Annotated in this window: 16 protein-coding genes; 2 read left to right on the top strand and 14 right to left on the bottom strand. The window is 32.5% G+C overall.

Going from position 1 to position 17712, the window contains the following annotated elements; genetic code table 11:
- Nucleotides 1–10: 10 nt before the first annotated feature.
- Entirely contained in the window at nucleotides 11–742 is a 732-nt protein-coding gene (locus tag ACUSJC_RS01555) for a YoaK family protein (RefSeq protein WP_449267791.1), read from the top strand.
- Between the two features lie 57 nt (nucleotides 743–799).
- Here ACUSJC_RS01555 and ACUSJC_RS01550 read toward each other — a convergent pair whose 3' ends face one another.
- The 4 genes from ACUSJC_RS01550 to ACUSJC_RS01535 form a co-directional block, all read right to left on the bottom strand.
- Nucleotides 800–2242 carry a TolC family protein gene (locus ACUSJC_RS01550; protein WP_449267790.1) on the bottom strand — a complete coding sequence of 481 codons (1443 nt, stop codon included), beginning with the start codon at nucleotides 2240–2242 and terminating at the stop codon, nucleotides 800–802.
- A complete protein-coding gene (locus ACUSJC_RS01545) occupies nucleotides 2232–5402 on the bottom strand; it encodes an efflux RND transporter permease subunit (protein WP_449267789.1) in 3171 nt (1056 codons plus the stop codon). The genes ACUSJC_RS01550 and ACUSJC_RS01545 overlap by 11 nt, the downstream gene beginning before the upstream one ends.
- A 23-nt stretch (nucleotides 5403–5425) precedes the next feature.
- A complete protein-coding gene (locus tag ACUSJC_RS01540) occupies nucleotides 5426–6508 on the bottom strand; it encodes an efflux RND transporter periplasmic adaptor subunit (RefSeq protein ID WP_449267817.1) in 1083 nt (360 codons plus the stop codon).
- 179 nt (nucleotides 6509–6687) lie between these two features.
- A complete protein-coding gene (locus tag ACUSJC_RS01535; RefSeq protein ID WP_449267788.1) occupies nucleotides 6688–7116 on the bottom strand; it encodes a hypothetical protein in 429 nt (142 codons plus the stop codon).
- Between the two features lie 340 nt (nucleotides 7117–7456).
- Here ACUSJC_RS01535 and ACUSJC_RS01530 point away from each other — a divergent pair, with 340 nt between their 5' ends.
- Nucleotides 7457–8413 (top strand): 2-hydroxyacid dehydrogenase, encoded by a 957-nt coding sequence (locus tag ACUSJC_RS01530; protein ID WP_449267787.1) that lies wholly within the window; start codon nucleotides 7457–7459, stop codon nucleotides 8411–8413.
- A gap of 12 nt (nucleotides 8414–8425) precedes the next feature.
- Here the strand turns inward: ACUSJC_RS01530 and ACUSJC_RS01525 are convergent, their stop codons facing one another.
- From ACUSJC_RS01525 to ACUSJC_RS01480, 10 genes are all read right to left on the bottom strand, one after another.
- Nucleotides 8426–9172 (bottom strand): LytR/AlgR family response regulator transcription factor, encoded by a 747-nt coding sequence (locus ACUSJC_RS01525; protein WP_449267786.1) that lies wholly within the window; start codon nucleotides 9170–9172, stop codon nucleotides 8426–8428.
- Nucleotides 9169–10149: a sensor histidine kinase gene (locus ACUSJC_RS01520; protein WP_449267785.1), complete on the bottom strand. Its 981-nt coding sequence runs from the start codon at nucleotides 10147–10149 to the stop codon at nucleotides 9169–9171. The genes ACUSJC_RS01525 and ACUSJC_RS01520 overlap by 4 nt, the downstream gene beginning before the upstream one ends.
- Nucleotides 10150–10161: 12 nt before the next feature.
- Nucleotides 10162–11052 (bottom strand): DUF6268 family outer membrane beta-barrel protein, encoded by an 891-nt coding sequence (locus tag ACUSJC_RS01515; RefSeq protein WP_449267784.1) that lies wholly within the window; start codon nucleotides 11050–11052, stop codon nucleotides 10162–10164.
- Nucleotides 11053–11062: 10 nt separating this feature from the next.
- On the bottom strand, nucleotides 11063–11737 hold the full coding sequence (locus ACUSJC_RS01510; protein ID WP_449267783.1) for an ABC transporter ATP-binding protein: 675 nt from the start codon (nucleotides 11735–11737) through the stop codon (nucleotides 11063–11065).
- Nucleotides 11738–11748: 11 nt separating this feature from the next.
- A complete protein-coding gene (locus ACUSJC_RS01505; protein ID WP_449267782.1) occupies nucleotides 11749–12990 on the bottom strand; it encodes an ABC transporter permease in 1242 nt (413 codons plus the stop codon).
- Between the two features lie 2 nt (nucleotides 12991–12992).
- Nucleotides 12993–14078: an efflux RND transporter periplasmic adaptor subunit gene (locus ACUSJC_RS01500; RefSeq protein ID WP_449267781.1), complete on the bottom strand. Its 1086-nt coding sequence runs from the start codon at nucleotides 14076–14078 to the stop codon at nucleotides 12993–12995.
- 2 nt (nucleotides 14079–14080) lie between these two features.
- Nucleotides 14081–15406 carry a TolC family protein gene (locus ACUSJC_RS01495; protein WP_449267780.1) on the bottom strand — a complete coding sequence of 442 codons (1326 nt, stop codon included), beginning with the start codon at nucleotides 15404–15406 and terminating at the stop codon, nucleotides 14081–14083.
- Between the two features lies 1 nt (nucleotide 15407).
- Nucleotides 15408–15782 (bottom strand): DUF2147 domain-containing protein, encoded by a 375-nt coding sequence (locus tag ACUSJC_RS01490; RefSeq protein ID WP_449267779.1) that lies wholly within the window; start codon nucleotides 15780–15782, stop codon nucleotides 15408–15410.
- Between the two features lie 267 nt (nucleotides 15783–16049).
- Nucleotides 16050–17030, bottom strand: a complete 981-nt coding sequence (locus tag ACUSJC_RS01485) for a phosphotransferase (RefSeq protein ID WP_449267778.1) — start codon at nucleotides 17028–17030, stop codon at nucleotides 16050–16052.
- Nucleotides 17031–17054: 24 nt separating this feature from the next.
- Nucleotides 17055–17675, bottom strand: a complete 621-nt coding sequence (locus ACUSJC_RS01480; protein WP_449267777.1) for an L-threonylcarbamoyladenylate synthase — start codon at nucleotides 17673–17675, stop codon at nucleotides 17055–17057.
- Between the last annotated feature and the right edge of the window lie 37 nt (nucleotides 17676–17712).

The following is a 17712-nucleotide window of genomic DNA, read 5'->3' as shown; positions in this document are numbered from 1 at the left end:
TTTTTTTAAAATGTTCAGACATCAGGGCAAGAACAGGACGTTTAAACACAATTTGCGAATTGCCACCTTATTATCATTTGTTGCCGGTATTATTAATGTTAGTGGCTTTTTGGCGATACAACATCTTACTACTAATGTTACAGGACATTTTGCTCTATTTATAAATGATTTTGCGCATTTTAAATTTTGGGAAGGAACAGTTTATCTTTTATATATTATTTCTTTTTTAATTGGTTCCTTCTCTTCCAATTTTTTAATTGAATGTTTCAAAGAAAAAACAAAATTCAATGTTTATACAGTTCCTGTAAGTATTGAAATTTTTATTTTGATTATTGTTGCTTTTCTATATTCAAACGAAATTGTTACTTCTACTAACTTTATAGCATGCCTACTGCTATTTGCTATGGGATTACAAAACTCGTATGTTACAAAAATTTCTAATGCAGTGGTAAGAACAACCCATTTAACCGGACTTTTTACTGATCTGGGAATTGATCTATCTCAATTATTATTTCCTAAAAGATATACTGATAGAGACAAGCTGATAACAAATATAAAACTTCGGCTATTTATTATTTTTGGATTTTTCTTCGGAGGTTTGATTGGCGGATTCCTCTTTTCTGAATGGAACCTAAAAATGGATACACTTTATATTCCTGCTTTAATTCTTGCTATCAGTTTAATTTATGCACCACTAAAGTTTAGTTTTTTAACACATAAAAGAATAAAAAAGCCGCTTTAAAAAATAAAGCGGCTAATTCAGGTTAATAGCTATAAGTAAGGAATATTCCTTTTATCGTCAGTTCCATCCGCCTCCAAGCGCACGGTAAATGTTCACCATTGCATTCATCTGCTTCATTTTGATCTCTATCAAATCAAATCTTGCTTCTAAAGCATCTCTCTGCGTTAATAATACTTCCATATAATCAGCTCTTGTTGCTTTGAACAAGTCATTAGAAATAGTTATTGATTGGGTTAAAGCATCAACCTCTTGTGTTTTTAAATTAAAACTACTCTCTAAGTTTTTAATTTTTGACATTTGATTGGCTACTTCAATATAAGCATTCAAAATAGTTCTTTCGTAATTATAAACCGCTTGAATTTGTTTTGAATTAGCAGAATAATAAGTCGCTTTAATGGCATTTCTATTAATTAAAGGTGCTACTAAATCACCTGTTAATGAATACAATAATGATTCTGGTTTGATCAAATAACTAGGATTAAAAGCTTGATAACCAATTCCTGCAGAAATTCCCAGTGAAGGATAGAACATAGCTTTGGCTACTTTTACATCTAACTTCGTTGCTGCTAATTCTAACTCAGCTTGTTTAATATCCGGACGATTTGACAACAAATCAGCTGGTAAACCTGCATGAACTACATTAGGAACTAAATTGTCAAAACTATCTGAACTTCTGTTTACGTGCTGTGGAAATCTACCTACTAAGAAATTAATTCTGTTTTCAGTTTCTACAATTCTCTGTTGAATTTCAAATTGCATTTCTTGAGTTTTCAATACCTGAGCTTGGAATCTTTTCACCGCTAATTCGTTAGAACGAGCAGCTTGTTTCAATAATTTTACAATTTCCAAGGCTCTACTTTGAATCGCAATATTTTGGTTTACCACTTCTAACTGATTGTCTAAAGCTAATAATTCATAATAAGAATCTGCAATCTCAGCAATTAAATTAGTCATCATAAAGTTTTTACCTTCAACAGAAGACAAATAACGGCTTACAGCTGCCTTTTTAGCATTATGTAATTTGTTCCAAATATCAATTTCCCAAGTGGCATAAGCTCCAACCATATAGTCTTGTAAAGGTTCAGGCATTTCTTTTCCTTCTTTAATATCTGTCGTAGCTTCCATGGCACCAATATTGGTATAACGTGCTGCTTTTTCGAATCCTGCACCACCTTTTAGCCCCACAAAGGGCAAATATTCACCTTTACGTGCTCTGATTTCATTTTTAGAAATTTCAATCTCCTGTAAAGTGATATTTAACTCCTGATTGTTAACTAATGCAGTATCAATCAACGTTTGTAAATATTGGTCTGTAAAGTAGTTCTTCCACTGTAATTTTCCAGAATTCACAGAATCTTTAACTAGATTTCCGTAAGCTTCCGGCACAGTATTGTTTTCTTGCCTTGGCGTTATATTACTAGGTAATTTACAAGATGCTAAGGCTAACAATACGCAGGCAATACCTGCGTATTTGTATATTCTTATTTTATTATTCTTCATGTTCAAAAAGTTCTATTTCTTCACTTAAAGGTCCTTCTTCTTCGTTCTTGATGATCTTACGTCCGTCAGCCATTTTACCGAATATGTAATACAATCCTGGTATAATAATTACCCCAAATACAGTTCCGAAGAACATACCTCCTAATGCTGAAGCTCCAATGGTGTGATTACCAATTGCACCTGCTCCTGAAGCAACAATCAACGGTACCATACCTGCAATGAAGGCAAAAGAGGTCATTAAAATAGGTCTGAAACGCATACGTGCACCTTCAATAGCAGCTTCATAAATACTGACACCCTGTTGACGCCTTTGCACCGCAAACTCAACAATTAACACAGCATTCTTACCGAGCAATCCAACCAACATAATTAATCCAACCTGAGCGTAAATATCGTTTGCTAATCCCATAGCTTTTAGCATAAAGAACGAACCGAAAATACCTACAGGTAAGGATAAAATTACCGCTAACGGAATAATGAAACTCTCATACTGCGCAGCTAATACTAAGTATACGAAAACCAATACCACTAAGAAGATATACACCGATTCATTTCCTCTTTGAGCTTCATCGTATGATAGACCTTCCCAAGCGATGTCATAACCGTGTGGTAAGGTTTTAGCAGCTACTTCTTTGATGGCTTTAATAGCATCGGCAGTAGTGTAACCCGGAGCCGGAAGTCCTCTAATAGCAGCTGAGTTATATAAGTTGAATCGTGTAATCTCATTAGGTCCCTGTGTTTTTTTCAATTTCATAAAAGAAGAGTAAGGAACCATTTCTCCTGAATCATTTTTAACATACATGTTTAAAATGTCAGAAGGTAATCTTCTAAACTCAGGTGCAGACTGAACATATACTTTAAAGAACTGGTTGAAACGAATAAATCCTTGTTCGTATGTACTACCAATCATGATGTTCAAGTTATCCATGGCTTTACCTAAAGAAACACCTTTTTGCATTGCTGCCTGATTATCAAAAACTAACTCATATTGAGGATAATTTGCGGCAAAGAAGGTAAATATACCGGTAAGTTCCTTTCTCTTCCCTAAATTTTCCATGAACTCTTTGTTTATTTTATCAAATTCATGGTAATCAGTAGTTGTATTTTTGTCTAATAAACGTAAAGAGAAACCTCCTGATGAACCAAAACCAGGAATTGCAGGTGGTTCAAAGAACTCAATTACAGCTCCTAAACCTCTGGTTTTTTCCTCTAATTCCTCCATAATTTCAGTCACAGTATGCTCTCTATCTGACCACGATTTCAAGTTAATCAAACACGTACCTGCATTTGATCCCCTACCTTCAGTCATGATCTCATAACCTGCTAATGATGATACTGATTCTACTCCATCAATTTCTTCACAAATTTTTTGTAGTTTTCTGGAAACAGCATTCGTACTTTCTAAAGTTGATCCCGGAGGCGTTTGAATAATCGCATAAATTGTTCCTTGGTCTTCACTTGGAATGAAACCTCCCGGTAAAAACTGATTTTCAAGGTAAATTCCGGCACAGAAGATTAATAATACAGCCCAAGTAACTGTTTTTCTATCTACAATTTTTCTAAGGATACCTGTATATCTTCCGGTTAATTTATCAAATCCTTTGTTGAATTTATCTATAAACTTGGTAAACCAATTTTGTTTTTTAGGTTGTCCGTGATTATTTTTCAATAACATCGCTGATAATACCGGAGTCAATGTCAATGCAATTAAAGCGGAAATCACAATCGAACTTGCCATGGTAATAGAGAACTGACGATAGAACGTACCAACAGGTCCGGTCATGAATGAAATAGGGATAAACACCGATACCATTACTAAGGTAATCGCGATAATAGCACCACTAATTTCTCCCATTACTTCGCGAACAGCCAGATAAGGCGACAAATGCTTCTCTTCCATCTTGGCGTGGACGGCTTCCACTACCACAATCGCATCATCGACCACAATACCAATAGCCAATACTAAAGCAAACAACGTTACTAAGTTAATAGATAATCCAAATAACTTGATTACAAAGAAGGCTCCGACCAAAGATACTGGAACAGCCAAAATAGGAATTAATGTAGAACGCCAGTCCCCTAAAAATACAAACACTACTAAAGCTACCAAAATAAAGGCATCACGAAGTGTATGAATTACTTGTTCAATGGAAGCATCAAGGAATTTTGATACGTCATAACTAATTTTGAAATCAACTCCTGGAGGGAAGTTTTCTTTCATTTCAGCCAATTTTTCTTTTACGCTTTCAATTACCTCACTAGCATTACTTCCGTAATTCTGTTTTAATACAATTGATGCTGATGGATGTCCGTCTAAATTCGAATAAATATCGAAGAATTCACTTCCTAACTCTACTCTACCAATATCTTTTAAGTGAACTTTCTCACCTTGTGTATTTGCTTTAACGATGATATCATCGTATTGTTCAGGCGTATTATATTGTCCTTGGTACGTTAATACATACTCTAAAGATTGAGCAGCAATACCAGAACTTTGACCAATTCTACCGGGACGCCCGATAAAACTTTGTTCTTCTAACGCTTTCATTACCTCGTCTACAGAAATGTCATAAGCTCTCATACGGTCTGGGTTCAACCAAACACGCATTGCAAATCTACGAGTACCTAAAATTTGAGCACGAGCAATACCGGGAACCCTGTTAATCTCAGGAATCATACTAACTGTTGCATAGTTGTACAGGAATTTTTCATCCATACTCTTATTAGTACTATACAAGTTAACATACATCAACATACTCGGTTGAACTGGCATAACCACAACCCCTTCTTTCTGAACCAAAGGAGGTAATAATGGTAACACCTGGTCCACACGTGTTTTTACAAGTACAACGGCAATATTAGGATCAGTACCAGGTTCAAAAATAACGTTAATAGTTGCTTCACCGGCACTCGTTGCATCAGCAGCAATGTATCGCATTCCTTGTACTCCGTTGATCGCATTTTCTAGTGTAATCAAACTTGATTTTACTAATACATCAGCACTTGCACCAGGAAAGTCAATTCTAACCTGAACGGTTGTTGGTGCAATATCTGGGAATTGTGATGTAGGCAATTGCTTGATAGCCAAAGTACCTACAAAGACTATAATGACCGAAATTACAATCGCAAAGACCGGTCTATGTATAATTTTACTAAACATATTTTCTTTTTTGGATACTTTTCTTATTCAGCGTATAGCTCAAGACTATTCAATACTTTATTAGGATCTTGGAAATTGATTTCAATTTTTTCATTTTCTTTAACCATTCTAAGACCTTCTAATAAAATTTTATCTGTTTTTTCAAGACCTGATTTCACTACAAATAAATGTGGAAGTTCAGCTTCAATTTCAATTTCTCTAGCTTTAACTACGTTATCTTTAGTAATTACATAAACATATTTTTTATCTAATACTTCGTAAGTAGCTTTTTGAGGAATCAACATAGCGTCTTTAATTGGAGTTGTAATAACCACGTTACCGGTTTCACCAAAACGCAATAAACCATTTGGATTTGGAAATGTAGCACGAAAGGCAATATTACCTGTCTCATTATTAAAATCAGCTTCAATAGTTTCCACAACACCGTCTTGGTCAAATAGTTTACCATTAGCCATTAACAATTTAACATGCATTAAACTGTCTTTTTTAACTTGATTCATATAGTCAAGATATTCAGCTTCCGGAACATTGAAATACACCCACATTTTGCTGTTATCTGAAAGTTCAGTTAATAAATCTCCTTCATCAATTAAACTTCCTAATCTCACATGAAAACGATCCATAATACCATCAAAAGGAGCTCTGATATCTGTAAATTGCAAATGAACTTGCATTAACTGTAACTCTGCTTTTGCTTTTTCATATTTAGCTTTTGCCATTGCTAACTCATTAGGCGCAACAACATCATTATCAGCTAGTTTTTTGGTATTTTGATATTCAATTTCAGCATACTTCAATTCTGCTTCTGCACTTTTTACATCAGCTTGATATAAATTAGGCATAATCTTGAATAACAATTGACCTTTTTTAACATGTTGACCTTCATCAACATAAATGTTTTGTAAATAACCTTTCTCTTGTGCTCTTAATTCAATGTGACTAATTGAACGGATTTGGCACACATAATTTTTATTAATAATAGTGTCTGCGATTGCAGGACTTGTTACCAAAAACTTGGTATGTTCTCCACTTTCTTCTTTTTTTGAATGACAACTTGTATTAATCAATACAACTGACAAACTCATTAACATGAGAATTCTCTTCAACATAATTTTGGGTTTTATTACGATATGGTTTTCTTAATTTTTTTATAAGAAAGGTACTAATAATACAGCATAAAACATTTAAAGTCTCATACTTTATCGATAAGTACAATAAAAAATAGGGTTAAATGTATAAAACCTAGATTAAAAGCCCAGGCAATACAGAAATAGAAAGATAGGAATCACAGTCTAAATACTCTGAAGACGATATAAAGTGATTCTAAAGAGGAATAAAAAAGATGTGCTTTACCGAAAGGTAAAGTTTTACCAAGTAAATAAGAATGTGGATCTGAGATTTTTATACAAAAAAGTCCGAAATAGTTATTATAGTCAAGATATTTCTTAACGTGAAGAATTTCTTCTTCTTCAATCTCTCTTTCAGTAATCTCTATTTTTTCACGACTTTTCTCTCTAGCTGTTAAGGAATGCTTATTGTCAGAAGTATCATCTGTTTGAAAATCAGCCTTGGTTATCAATCCTAAACTCTGAGCCATTGCCTCTTGAGTTGTATTTGACATTTCCTTTACTGTGGTATGTGAAGACACATGTGTATACCCTCCTAAAAGGATAATACATAATAAAAGGAAATATTTTTTAAAAGTCTGCTTCATTTCGGAAACAAAATTATGTAAAGTTATTGTCACATACAAGAGCCTATTCTTAAAATATAGTTAAATCATTTTAACATTTTTAAAAATGTCTTAAATATTTAACAGATAAAAAACAATAAAAGCGCTCGTAATTAACAAATTAATTAAAAAAAACAACAATATAAATACTAATTTACAACGTTATAGTTCATTTAAAACAGAGTAAACTAATGCTCTTATTACTTTTATCTTTTTCCCAAAAAAAGACCTTGATTAAATATATCGGGCAAAATTATGTTTTTTTTAATACCAAATTGAAATCTTAAGTTTTAATTTAGTATCCAACCCGATTTTTAACATTATGAAAGTACTTATTACCCGAGAAGTTCCACAAATTGTGTATCATTTATTAACCAAAGAGCATATTGAATACATCGTTTGGAATAAAGATCAGAACCCAACAACTGAAGAAATTTTAGATTTATGCAAAGATGTCCAAGGGTTACTAAGCGCCGGAATGTTTAAAATGGATGCTCATTTTATGGAAAAAGCCCAACATTTGAAAGTCATTTCGCTATTATCTGTCGGGTACGATCATGTAGATTTAAATGCTGCTAAAAAATTTGATATTAAAATCGGAAATACACCAAATGTTCTTAGTAACGCAACTGCCGACACTGCATTCTTATTGCTTTTGGCAACTAGTCGAAAAGCTTTTTATCACTACAGAAGAATAACCGAAGACAATTGGGGAATGTTTAAACCCACCGAAGGTTTAGGAATTGAATTGTATGGCAAAACATTAGGCATTTTTGGTTTGGGAAAAATAGGGTTAGAAATGGCTAAACGTTGTGCTGCTGCTTACCAAATGAAAATTATTTATCATAATAGGAATCGAAATTTGGAAGCCGAAAAAGAGCTCAATGCACAGTATGTAGATTTTGACGAATTATTAGCTCAAAGCGATGTTATCTCACTCCATAGCGCCTTAACAGCAGAAACTAAAGGAATATTCAATCTTGACATTTTCAAAAAAATGAAGAAAAATGCTATTTTCATCAATACCGGAAGAGGTGGATTACATGTTGAAGCCGATCTAATTACTGCATTAGAAAACAAAATTATTTGGGGTGCCGGATTAGACGTTTTTGAACAAGAACCTACGCGTTCATCTAATCCTTTGCTGTACATGGAAAGTGTTTGCTGCCTGCCACACATTGGTTCCGCTACAGAAGAAACCCGAAATGCTATGGCTAAATTGGCAACTGAAAACTTAATTGCAGCTTTAAAAGGATTATCGATGCCTTCAGAAGTTTAAAGATCAGTAACCTCAGCCATTTTGCACCCATTTTTTAAATTCTGAAACTTTCAGGCGGCTTACTATAATTTTGTCCTGAAAGTTAACTTTAGTATGAATTAATATTTTTCGGTTAAAATAAGGTTCAAAAGCTGTGACGGTATTACGGTTTAAAATAATTTGTCTGTTTACCCTAAAAAACAAGTGCTCTTCACAAACAGAAGCCACATAGTCTAATGTTTTATACAATGGATATTTTTTACCGTCAAAGCAATACATATAGGTCATTTCAAATTCAATAGCAAACAGAGCAATATCTTTAATTTTAATAATGATCGATTTTTCCCGATACTGACTTAAAAATGATTGTTGTGAAACGGCAGTATTTTTTATTACTACCGGTGTCAGTTTCCCTTTGATGTTATTTCTAAAACTTTTATACTTGAGCAAAGCTTTCTCAATTTCTTCTTCTTTAAAAGGTTTCAGAATATAATCTATTCCATTGTTTTTAATAGCCTGTAAGCTATATTCATCATAAGCTGTGCAGAATATTACAGGAACAACAACATCTATATGCTTAAATATTTCAAAACTATAGCCATCAGCTAGTTGTATGTCAAAAAATAATACATCTAACTGGTGTTGATACCTACTTAAATAGATTACTGCTTCTTCTACAGATTCTAAACAATCTACTACTGTAAAATCAGTATTCTTGCTAACTATTTCTTTCAGAAGTTGAGCTGTATGTTTTTCATCTTCTACTATTAAAACATTCATACAGCTATTAATTTTAATGTTACTTCAAAGATCTCATCCGTTTGGTCTGTTATTACACCATCTTTAATATTCAATAATTCATAACGTTTGTTCAAATCCGTTAATCCAAAGCCTGATTGTTCTTTCACTTCTAATTTTGGTTGCGAATTGTTGCTGATTTTTATTGTATTTCCATCGCTTGTCCAAACTCTGATAAAAATGGGCTTTTTAGCTGTCATGGCGTTATGCTTAAAACAATTTTCCACTACCGTTTGTAAAGCCAAAGTAGGAATTAGGTAAGAAGAATATCTTTCATCTACTGAAATAGTGATTTGAACAGCATCTTCATTACGACTTTTCATTAGAAAAAAGTAGGATTTCAAAACTTCAATTTCATCCTTTAGAGGAATTGTCGTAAATTCATTGTATTTCAAAGTTTCTCTATAAAAATCAGATAAACTCAATACAAACTGTTCGGCATGTTCGTGTTTATTTCGAATCATTGTCCGCAAAGTATTTAAAGAATTAAACAGAAAGTGCGGATCTACTTTTGTCCGTAGTGCATCTAATTGTACTTTGTAATTTTCGGTTTTCATCTGTTCGTTAATCAATTGCAGACGTATGATATTTTCATTTGCAAATAGAGCGTACTGAATTACTAAGAAAAGAATGGAAGCAAATAAGAATTTGAAGATAAAATTCCATTTAAAACCGGGTATGACAAAAATAGTATAGGATAAAAACAGATAGACAAAAAATAAGAGACAGAAAATGGATATTGTAATTTTAAACCAGTTGAATACACTTCCTTTTTTTGTGATGATCCTAACCACAAACCATAATATAAATAGTGTTATTGAAGTAACGAACCATCTCCATAAATAATCGAAAAGACTAGTTGCCGAGTCGCTCAAGATTTCTTTATTACTGATTAAGTTAATAACCGGCAACAGGAACGATAATGCAAAAGGCAGTATTTTATTAATTGACGTTTTCATTTTTTCATGGTATTACAATACAAAACGATAACCTATTTGAAACTTAATTCCTTTCGTTTTCAATTCACTAATCGGTTTTACGGATTTATTTAAATCAAAAGTAAATAAAGTTACTGTATTAGCCTGATTGTCATTGTAAAACTTCAGATTATAAATAAAATCAAATCCTGCTCCAAATGAGAACATGTGGTGTTTTCTAACTAAAAATTCCATTTTGCTTAAATAATACCAATTATTGATTCTGATAAAACTATTGTTATATTCTGTTTCTGATAACCTGAAAGTAGTTAAATTACCAAAGAATTCATTGCTCCAACTTACTTTATCATTGATTTGATACATTAATTTCGGGCGAACAGGGAGTAATCCTGTCAATTTTAATTTCGGATTAATTTGATAATCAATATACAAAAAAGGATTAATCTGATGTCCTGAAAATTGCTTGCTATACCCTATTCCATATCCCATTTTTAGCTTTTCATGCCAATAATTCAAATATCGCATTCCTATTGAATACCTAAAATCTTTTCCACTAATATCTTCTAAATCAGAAAAAATTCCTATTTGTGTAAAAAGGTTCAATTTGTTTTGATTACTCAAATTCTTATCCCAAAAAATATTGGTTTCAATGCCATATAACGTATGATTATAGGCGTCATCAAGATCTGCTATGGTCTGCGATGTGAATTGTGTTCTTCCTATAATTTTTCCTTTTTTCAATTTTTTTATCGGGTAACTCAGAAAAAAATCAAAATTATTTACTTGTCCTACTGTATCACCTTTTTTTAAACGATCATATTGATATGTTACACCTACTAAAGGGAATTCATTAGACTGAGCTCTTAAAAAAGAAGGACAACTAAGGAAACTTAATCCTATTAAAAAAATGATTAACCTACTCACTTAATTTATATTAACTTAAAATTTTACCATCAACAAGTTCTATTATTCTGTCACAATTAGCAGCAAACTCATCGTCGTGTGTAACGGCAATAATTGTTTGGCCTCTTTCTTTAGCTAGCTGTCTGAAGATCTCAAAAACAATTTTGGTATTTTTAGAATCTAAGTTTCCCGTAGGCTCATCACCCATAATGATAGCAGGCTCATTAATTAAGGCTCTGGCAATGGCCACACGTTGTTGTTGTCCTCCTGAAATTTTTGAAGCTTTTTTTATTTCATGTCCTTTTATATCTAATAACGTTAATAGTTCCATTGCCCGATGTTCAATCTCTTCTTTAGAAGAACGATTAAGTTTTAAAGCAGGCAGCATTACATTATCGAGTACTGAAAAATCAGGTAGTAAGTAATGAAACTGAAATACAAAACCGATGTGTTGGTTTCGAAAAGTAGCCAATTGGTTTTGAGATAATCCTGTTACTTGCTCTCCGTTAATGGTGATCGTTCCGTTGTAATCGGTATCCATTGTTGATAACAAGTACAGAAGAGTCGATTTTCCTGAACCTGATTTTCCTATAATTGAAACAAACTCTCCTTTTTTCACATCAAAAGAAATTTCTTTTAACACTTGAAAATCAAGTGGCTCGTGAAAAAATTTATTAATATTTTTAGCTGAAAGTGCAAAATTCATAATTCTTTTTTTTATCCTCTTAAAATATCTACCGGATCAATTTTAGAAGCTCTTCTCGCAGGAAGATATCCTGCTACAAAAGTGATAATCAATCCAAAAAACAAAGCCATAAAATAATCTGTCGGAATATAGGCTATTGGTAAATCGGTTAATGATGCTATTTTGAACGGAATTCGGTCTACTATCGCAGAAATTATATAACCTAACAATAAACCTATGAAACCTCCTAGCAGTCCGATTATTAAAGATTGTACCAAAAAGATATTGACTATATCATTTCCCCCGAATCCCATGGCTTTAAGAATAGCAATTTCTCTCATTTTTTCGTTTACCGTCATATTCATGATATTATATATCCCGAATCCGGCCACAATAAGTATTGTTAAAGAAACCACAACTGCTAAAATATCACGCAATACGTTAGCCGATTCTAACTGGCTATTCCCTTCCTGCCAAGCTTCTACTTTATATTTGATAAAAGGTTGTAAACGTTCTGCTACTTGCTGTGCTTCATTATAATCTGAAACATTAGCCAGAACTTCTGTGGCATAACTTCTGTTCTTTGATAGCAACTGACGTGCTGAAAGAATGGATATTATGGCTTTCGTTTTATCTACGCTTCCACTCCCCGTTTCAATTAACCCAATTACTTTAAAAGTTTTGGTTACTCCTTCGGAAGTAGTCAATGAAATATTATCATCCAGTTTAGCACTAATTTTATCTGCCAACCCCGTTCCTAATACAATTCCGTCTGTTCTTCTTGCCAATTGGAATAAATCGCCTTGTGTAATATATTGGGCTGTATTAAATAATCTATCGTCATCTTCTACATTCACTCCATATAAAACACCATTTACTTTGGTCACGCCATTTCTGAAAAATACGTTTTCACTTAACTGAGCCGAAACAGCCTTTACATCTTTGTCTCTCTTTAAAATTTCTGAAATTTCCTGAACGTTTCGTATACCTTCGGTATAATTAATCCGTTTGGGATTACTGAGCATAACCAGTGTATCACTTAGGGCAGAATGGGGCAAAAAAAGTGGACTTTTTTGAGGTAAATCGTTATATACTTTTATATGTGACATTGATGTAAAGGTAATTTCTGTTTGGGCATCATTTACACCATTCATAAAACTGTTCATAAAAATATACATGGAAATACCAAACGTAACGCTTAATACGGCTACTATAAGCTGGCGGATTCTGGAAGTTAAATGTACCCATGATATTTTATAATTGGTATAATTCATAGTTATGGCATTTCAATTAGTATATCATCTTCTTTCAAACCTGATTTTATTTCTACCCATTCTTCATTTTTATATCCGGTTTGAACTTCTATTTCTTCTCCACTTTCTAATTTTACATATTTTCCTTTTATCAGCGCTTTTATGGGAATGACCATCACATTTTGATGTACATCCAGTTTAATATTAGCCTGTAGCTGCGTTCCTGAAAATATTTCTTTTGGTAAATTTTTAAATTGTGCTTCTACCACATAGGATTGTTCTGTTTCATCAAATGCCGGCCAAATTTTAGTAATTCTTCCTTCAAAAACTTCGTCAGGATATGTATTTAACTGTATTGCCACCTGCTGTCCGTTTTTAATTTTCACGATGTCATCTTCTGCTATAAAAAGTTTAGCCAAGTAAGAACCACTACCTATTTTAGCAATGATCTCTCCTCTTTTTACTAATTCTCCTTCTTTTTTATATACATTCAACACCATTCCTGATTTTTCTGACTTCACAAAATAATCGTTGTAAATTTCTCTCTGAGAATTGAGTTGAGTTAAGCTTTTTTCTTTTACCAGTCGCAATGTTTTTTCTAAATCTAAATATTGATTTTTCAACAATTGTAACTGTTCTGACGACGTTTTATATTGCAATTCTGCTTTTTCAAAATCTAATGTTGATACTGAATTTTTATCATGTAATTCTTTGTATCTCAAATAGTTTTTATAATCTAAAGCTACTTGTGCTTTTGCTTGTTCTATTTGTGCATTTATCTGCTTTAACTGTAAAGAACCGGATGACGCATTAAACTGAGCATCTTTAAAGTTGAGTTGGGCTTCATCCAATTGATTTTTTGACACATTATGTTCAATGGTTGCAAATACTGCATTTGCCTGTATTGTTTCTCCTTCTTTGTAACTTACGTTTTTAAGCACTCCGTCATAACTGGCTGCCAAATAAAATTCATTCTCTTGAGATAAGGTTCCGCTTGCAAATACAGCTTCTTGTATTGTTTTTCGGACTGGAGATACTTTTTTTTCTCTATTACAGGAAAAGAAAATGAACATAAAGAGCAGAAATATATAGGTATTCTTTACTGACATAATTATTGGTAATTTAAGTTTCGTATATATAATTTGTAATAGTTTAAGCAGTAGCTCCCAAAGCTTTGTAAATAATCATTTTGAACATTTAGTAAATCCTGAAACTTTTCTAACCGATCTTCTAAACTGATAATACCGCTTTCATATTTATTGTCTACATGTTGATCATTAATAGTTTGTAAGGCTAAAATCTCTTCTGTATTTTCCAATTCTTCTTTAGAACTGCTAAAAGCGATTACTAAATTTTCGTCTTCTTTCTCTGATTTTAATTTCTTGTCTTCCAAAGCAATTTTCTGTTGCTCCTGTACAATTTTCATCTGATGAATTTGTTCCCGTACAGTCATTCCGTTAAAAACCGGAACTGAAAGCTTTACCCCTAATATTTGTTGCGGAAGTTCGTTTGAATTTTGAAAATTCATAAAGCTGTCGGTTGCCCAACTGTAATTATATTGATATCCAATACTTAAAGACGGAAATTGGGCTGCTTTTGCTTCACTCAATTTTGATGAAATTTCTTTTAATTCATATTGTTGTACTAAAACTTCCGGATGCTCAGTAAAATCTTCTTTTATCACATTCTCTTGGTCTAAATAAGTTAGTTCTTCTGTAAGATTAAGGACATCCGTCAAGCCTAATTGTGATTGCAAATCATTGTATAATTCGCGTAAAGAATGCACCATAACATCCCAACTATTTTTAATCTGCAACAATTTAATATGAGCAGCATTTAGTGCTTCTTCAGAAATAATTCCGGCTGAATATTTGTTTTCTGCATTCTTATAAACACGTTGCATAACTTGATAATTCTGTGATTGAATTTCCACCGATTTTTGAGATAATAGAATACTATAATACGTATTGGCTAGCTGGTTGTATACAGAATATTTTGTGTAAAAACGTTGTGCATTGCCCTTTTCCTGCTGCCATTTTGAAGTTTTAACAGCAAACCATTTTTGAAAATCCAGCACATTCCAATTCGCCGTAAAACCTGTATTATAAACATACTTTCTACCAAATGTAAATTCCTGATAGGTGCCTTCGGGGGCAGAAGGATTTAAAAAGGTAGAAGGCACCAAAGTAGGCTGTAATGTAATATTATCATTGAATCCGGCCTGAGCATTCAATGTTGGCAACAGATCCATTTTAGATTTTCTAAATTCAGAAGCATAAATTTCATTTTGCAAATCTGCCGATTGTATTGAAACTTCGTGTTCATCAGCATATTGCAAAACTTCTTCTAACGAATTAAAATTGACTTGTGCTTTTGTTTTCAGACCAATTGATAATAAAAGGATCACAAAAGCATTTTTTAAAAAAAACTTCATCATACTATTCATTATACTTGCTCCACTTTTGCTTTTTTGAAAACATGCCAATAGTTGCTTTCAATTCTATGCTTTCAGAATCTAAAATTTTTACGGAACAGAATGCTGTTTTATTCTTTTGAAAAATATGTAAAACCCCACCTTCATAAAATCCTTTTTCATTAGATAATCTTAAGTTGGTAATTTGTTTTTTACCGATTAATGACTGATCTTCTGCTTTAATAATAACAGCTTCATAGCCAGAACCTGATTTTATAAATTCTAATACCCGGCTTTTATCTTCATTTGTCCATTTTCCCAGAATAGGATCATTGTTCGTTTGTGCTTTTGCAATCAATGAAAGGGAAAAAATTACTATCGTTAAAATGATTTTGTACATAACTCTTCTTTTAAGTAGTACAAAGTTGCTTCAGTATTTTTGAAGTATGATTCGGTATTAGAGTGAAATGAACATTTCGCCTTTTGAAATGAACTAATTTTAAAAGTAAATGAATTTCATATTTATGAATCTACAGAAGAAATATGTAATGCTGTTGAAAATTAGCTATTGAAAACTTGATTACCGCTTTAAAAGGTTTACCAATGCAGTCGGAAGTGAAATAAAGTCGACATCATGCATTTTAATTAAACCCGTAATTAGAAGACATTAAATAGTATTGTCTTTTGCTTCATAATAATCCATCCAGTTTTGGATTCTACCAACGAACATCTTAAGATAATTTTCTGTAAAAAATATATTGGACCAATCAAATCTTTGCGCCTGAACACCAAGATAAAATATAAAAATAGAGGCTCCTGCTTCAGGAATTAATGTTAGTTCTTCATCAGATAAATTTCTTTCTTTTCTGTAACCGTCCAAAAAACTTTCAACCTTTTTTTCGTATTCGTTTTTATCAGACTCAATGAAAAATAGTTGTTTACAAAAATAACCGATATCCAAAATTAGAGAGCCGTTTCCACAATTATCAAAGTCGAAAATAGTAATTTGATTATCCTTATTTACACTTAAATTATCATACCAAATATCAAGATGAACAATTCCTTTTAGACTTTTAAACAAATTGCTTTCTTCAATTTTCTTGGAGATTTGCTTGATATATCTCATTTCACTCAATTCTTCAGAAAAAAAAGAATTCAATAGATCATACGGTTTATTTAAAAGGACATCTGAAGTATAGTTTACTCTATCTATTTTTTCATCAGCTGTAATATTGTGTATTTTACCAATTGTAGCACCAATAGCAAAGCAAGTTTCATTCGTCATAAACCTCATCTTTTCACCTTGAGCAAATGAAAAAAGTACTGCATACCGAATTCCTTCGGGAGCTTTAATTTCCTGAATGAAGTTTCCATTTATATCTGAAATGGGGTAAGAAATTGGCAGTGAATTATCTTTGAGAAGATTTAGAAGTCTTAATTCTTCTTCTATTTCAATTGTAGTTCGCCATTTGTGACAATACACTCTAAGAACAAATTGAGTTTCGTCATTAGAAATAAAATAGGTATGATTAACTCCTGTTCTGAATAATTTACAATGAAAATTTTCTGTTAGATTATATTTTTCTTGTACAAAACTTTCTAAAGCTACTTCTGATAATGTTGAAGCTATTACTGGAAAAGATGTCATTTAGTTTTTAATAAATATGAGCCATTAAAAAATATCCAAACTTCCTTTTCCTTCACGAATGATTTCCGGCTCGTAACCCGATAAATCAATGATAGTTGACGCTACATTATCGCCATAACCGCCATCGATTACCATATCGACTTTATTTTGCCATTTTTCAAAGATTAGCTCAGGATCGGTTGAATATTCCAAAACCTCATCTTCGTCATAAATAGAAGTTGAAACAATAGGATTTCCTAACATTTTTACGATTTGTATCGCAATATTATTTGCCGGAACACGGATACCGACCGTTTTCTTTTTACGAAATTCCTTTGGCAATTCATTATTGCCGGGTAAAATAAACGTATAAGGTCCCGGTAAAGCTCTTTTTAAAATTTTGAAAGTCGAGGTATCGATTTGTTTGATATAATCGGAAATATTGCTCAGATCACTACACACAAAAGAAAAATTGGCTTTCTCTAGTTTAATTCCTTTGATTTTAGCGATTTTTTCCAAAGCACGAGAATTGGTGATATCACACCCCAAACCATACACTGTATCGGTTGGATAAATCACTAAACCGCCATTGCGCAAAACATCTACCACTCTTTGAATAGCGGCTTCACTGGGTTTGTCTTCGTATATTTTTATAAACTCTGCCATTTCTATGGAATTTTCTTCAAATTACGAAAATTCCACA

This window comes from Flavobacterium sp. U410 (genome assembly GCF_053570605.1).
The sequence above is the reverse complement of the archived record's forward strand: the minus strand, read 5'-3'. Positions and strand labels throughout refer to the sequence as shown.

What these genes read in the sequence shown, in the direction of transcription:
- ACUSJC_RS01555 (WP_449267791.1), top strand. Translation starts at nt 11, where the DNA reads ATGTTCAGACATCAGGGCAAGAACAGGACGTTTAAACACAATTTGCGA.
- ACUSJC_RS01550 (WP_449267790.1), bottom strand. Translation starts at nt 2,242, where the DNA reads ATGAAGAATAATAAAATAAGAATATACAAATACGCAGGTATTGCCTGC.
- ACUSJC_RS01545 (WP_449267789.1), bottom strand. Translation starts at nt 5,402, where the DNA reads ATGTTTAGTAAAATTATACATAGACCGGTCTTTGCGATTGTAATTTCG.
- ACUSJC_RS01535 (WP_449267788.1), bottom strand. Translation starts at nt 7,116, where the DNA reads ATGAAGCAGACTTTTAAAAAATATTTCCTTTTATTATGTATTATCCTT.
- ACUSJC_RS01530 (WP_449267787.1), top strand. Translation starts at nt 7,457, where the DNA reads ATGAAAGTACTTATTACCCGAGAAGTTCCACAAATTGTGTATCATTTA.
- ACUSJC_RS01525 (WP_449267786.1), bottom strand. Translation starts at nt 9,172, where the DNA reads ATGAATGTTTTAATAGTAGAAGATGAAAAACATACAGCTCAACTTCTG.
- ACUSJC_RS01520 (WP_449267785.1), bottom strand. Translation starts at nt 10,149, where the DNA reads ATGAAAACGTCAATTAATAAAATACTGCCTTTTGCATTATCGTTCCTG.
- ACUSJC_RS01510 (WP_449267783.1), bottom strand. Translation starts at nt 11,737, where the DNA reads ATGAATTTTGCACTTTCAGCTAAAAATATTAATAAATTTTTTCACGAG.
- ACUSJC_RS01505 (WP_449267782.1), bottom strand. Translation starts at nt 12,990, where the DNA reads ATGAATTATACCAATTATAAAATATCATGGGTACATTTAACTTCCAGA.
- ACUSJC_RS01500 (WP_449267781.1), bottom strand. Translation starts at nt 14,078, where the DNA reads ATGTCAGTAAAGAATACCTATATATTTCTGCTCTTTATGTTCATTTTC.
- ACUSJC_RS01495 (WP_449267780.1), bottom strand. Translation starts at nt 15,406, where the DNA reads ATGATGAAGTTTTTTTTAAAAAATGCTTTTGTGATCCTTTTATTATCA.
- ACUSJC_RS01490 (WP_449267779.1), bottom strand. Translation starts at nt 15,782, where the DNA reads ATGTACAAAATCATTTTAACGATAGTAATTTTTTCCCTTTCATTGATT.
- ACUSJC_RS01485 (WP_449267778.1), bottom strand. Translation starts at nt 17,030, where the DNA reads ATGACATCTTTTCCAGTAATAGCTTCAACATTATCAGAAGTAGCTTTA.
- ACUSJC_RS01480 (WP_449267777.1), bottom strand. Translation starts at nt 17,675, where the DNA reads ATGGCAGAGTTTATAAAAATATACGAAGACAAACCCAGTGAAGCCGCT.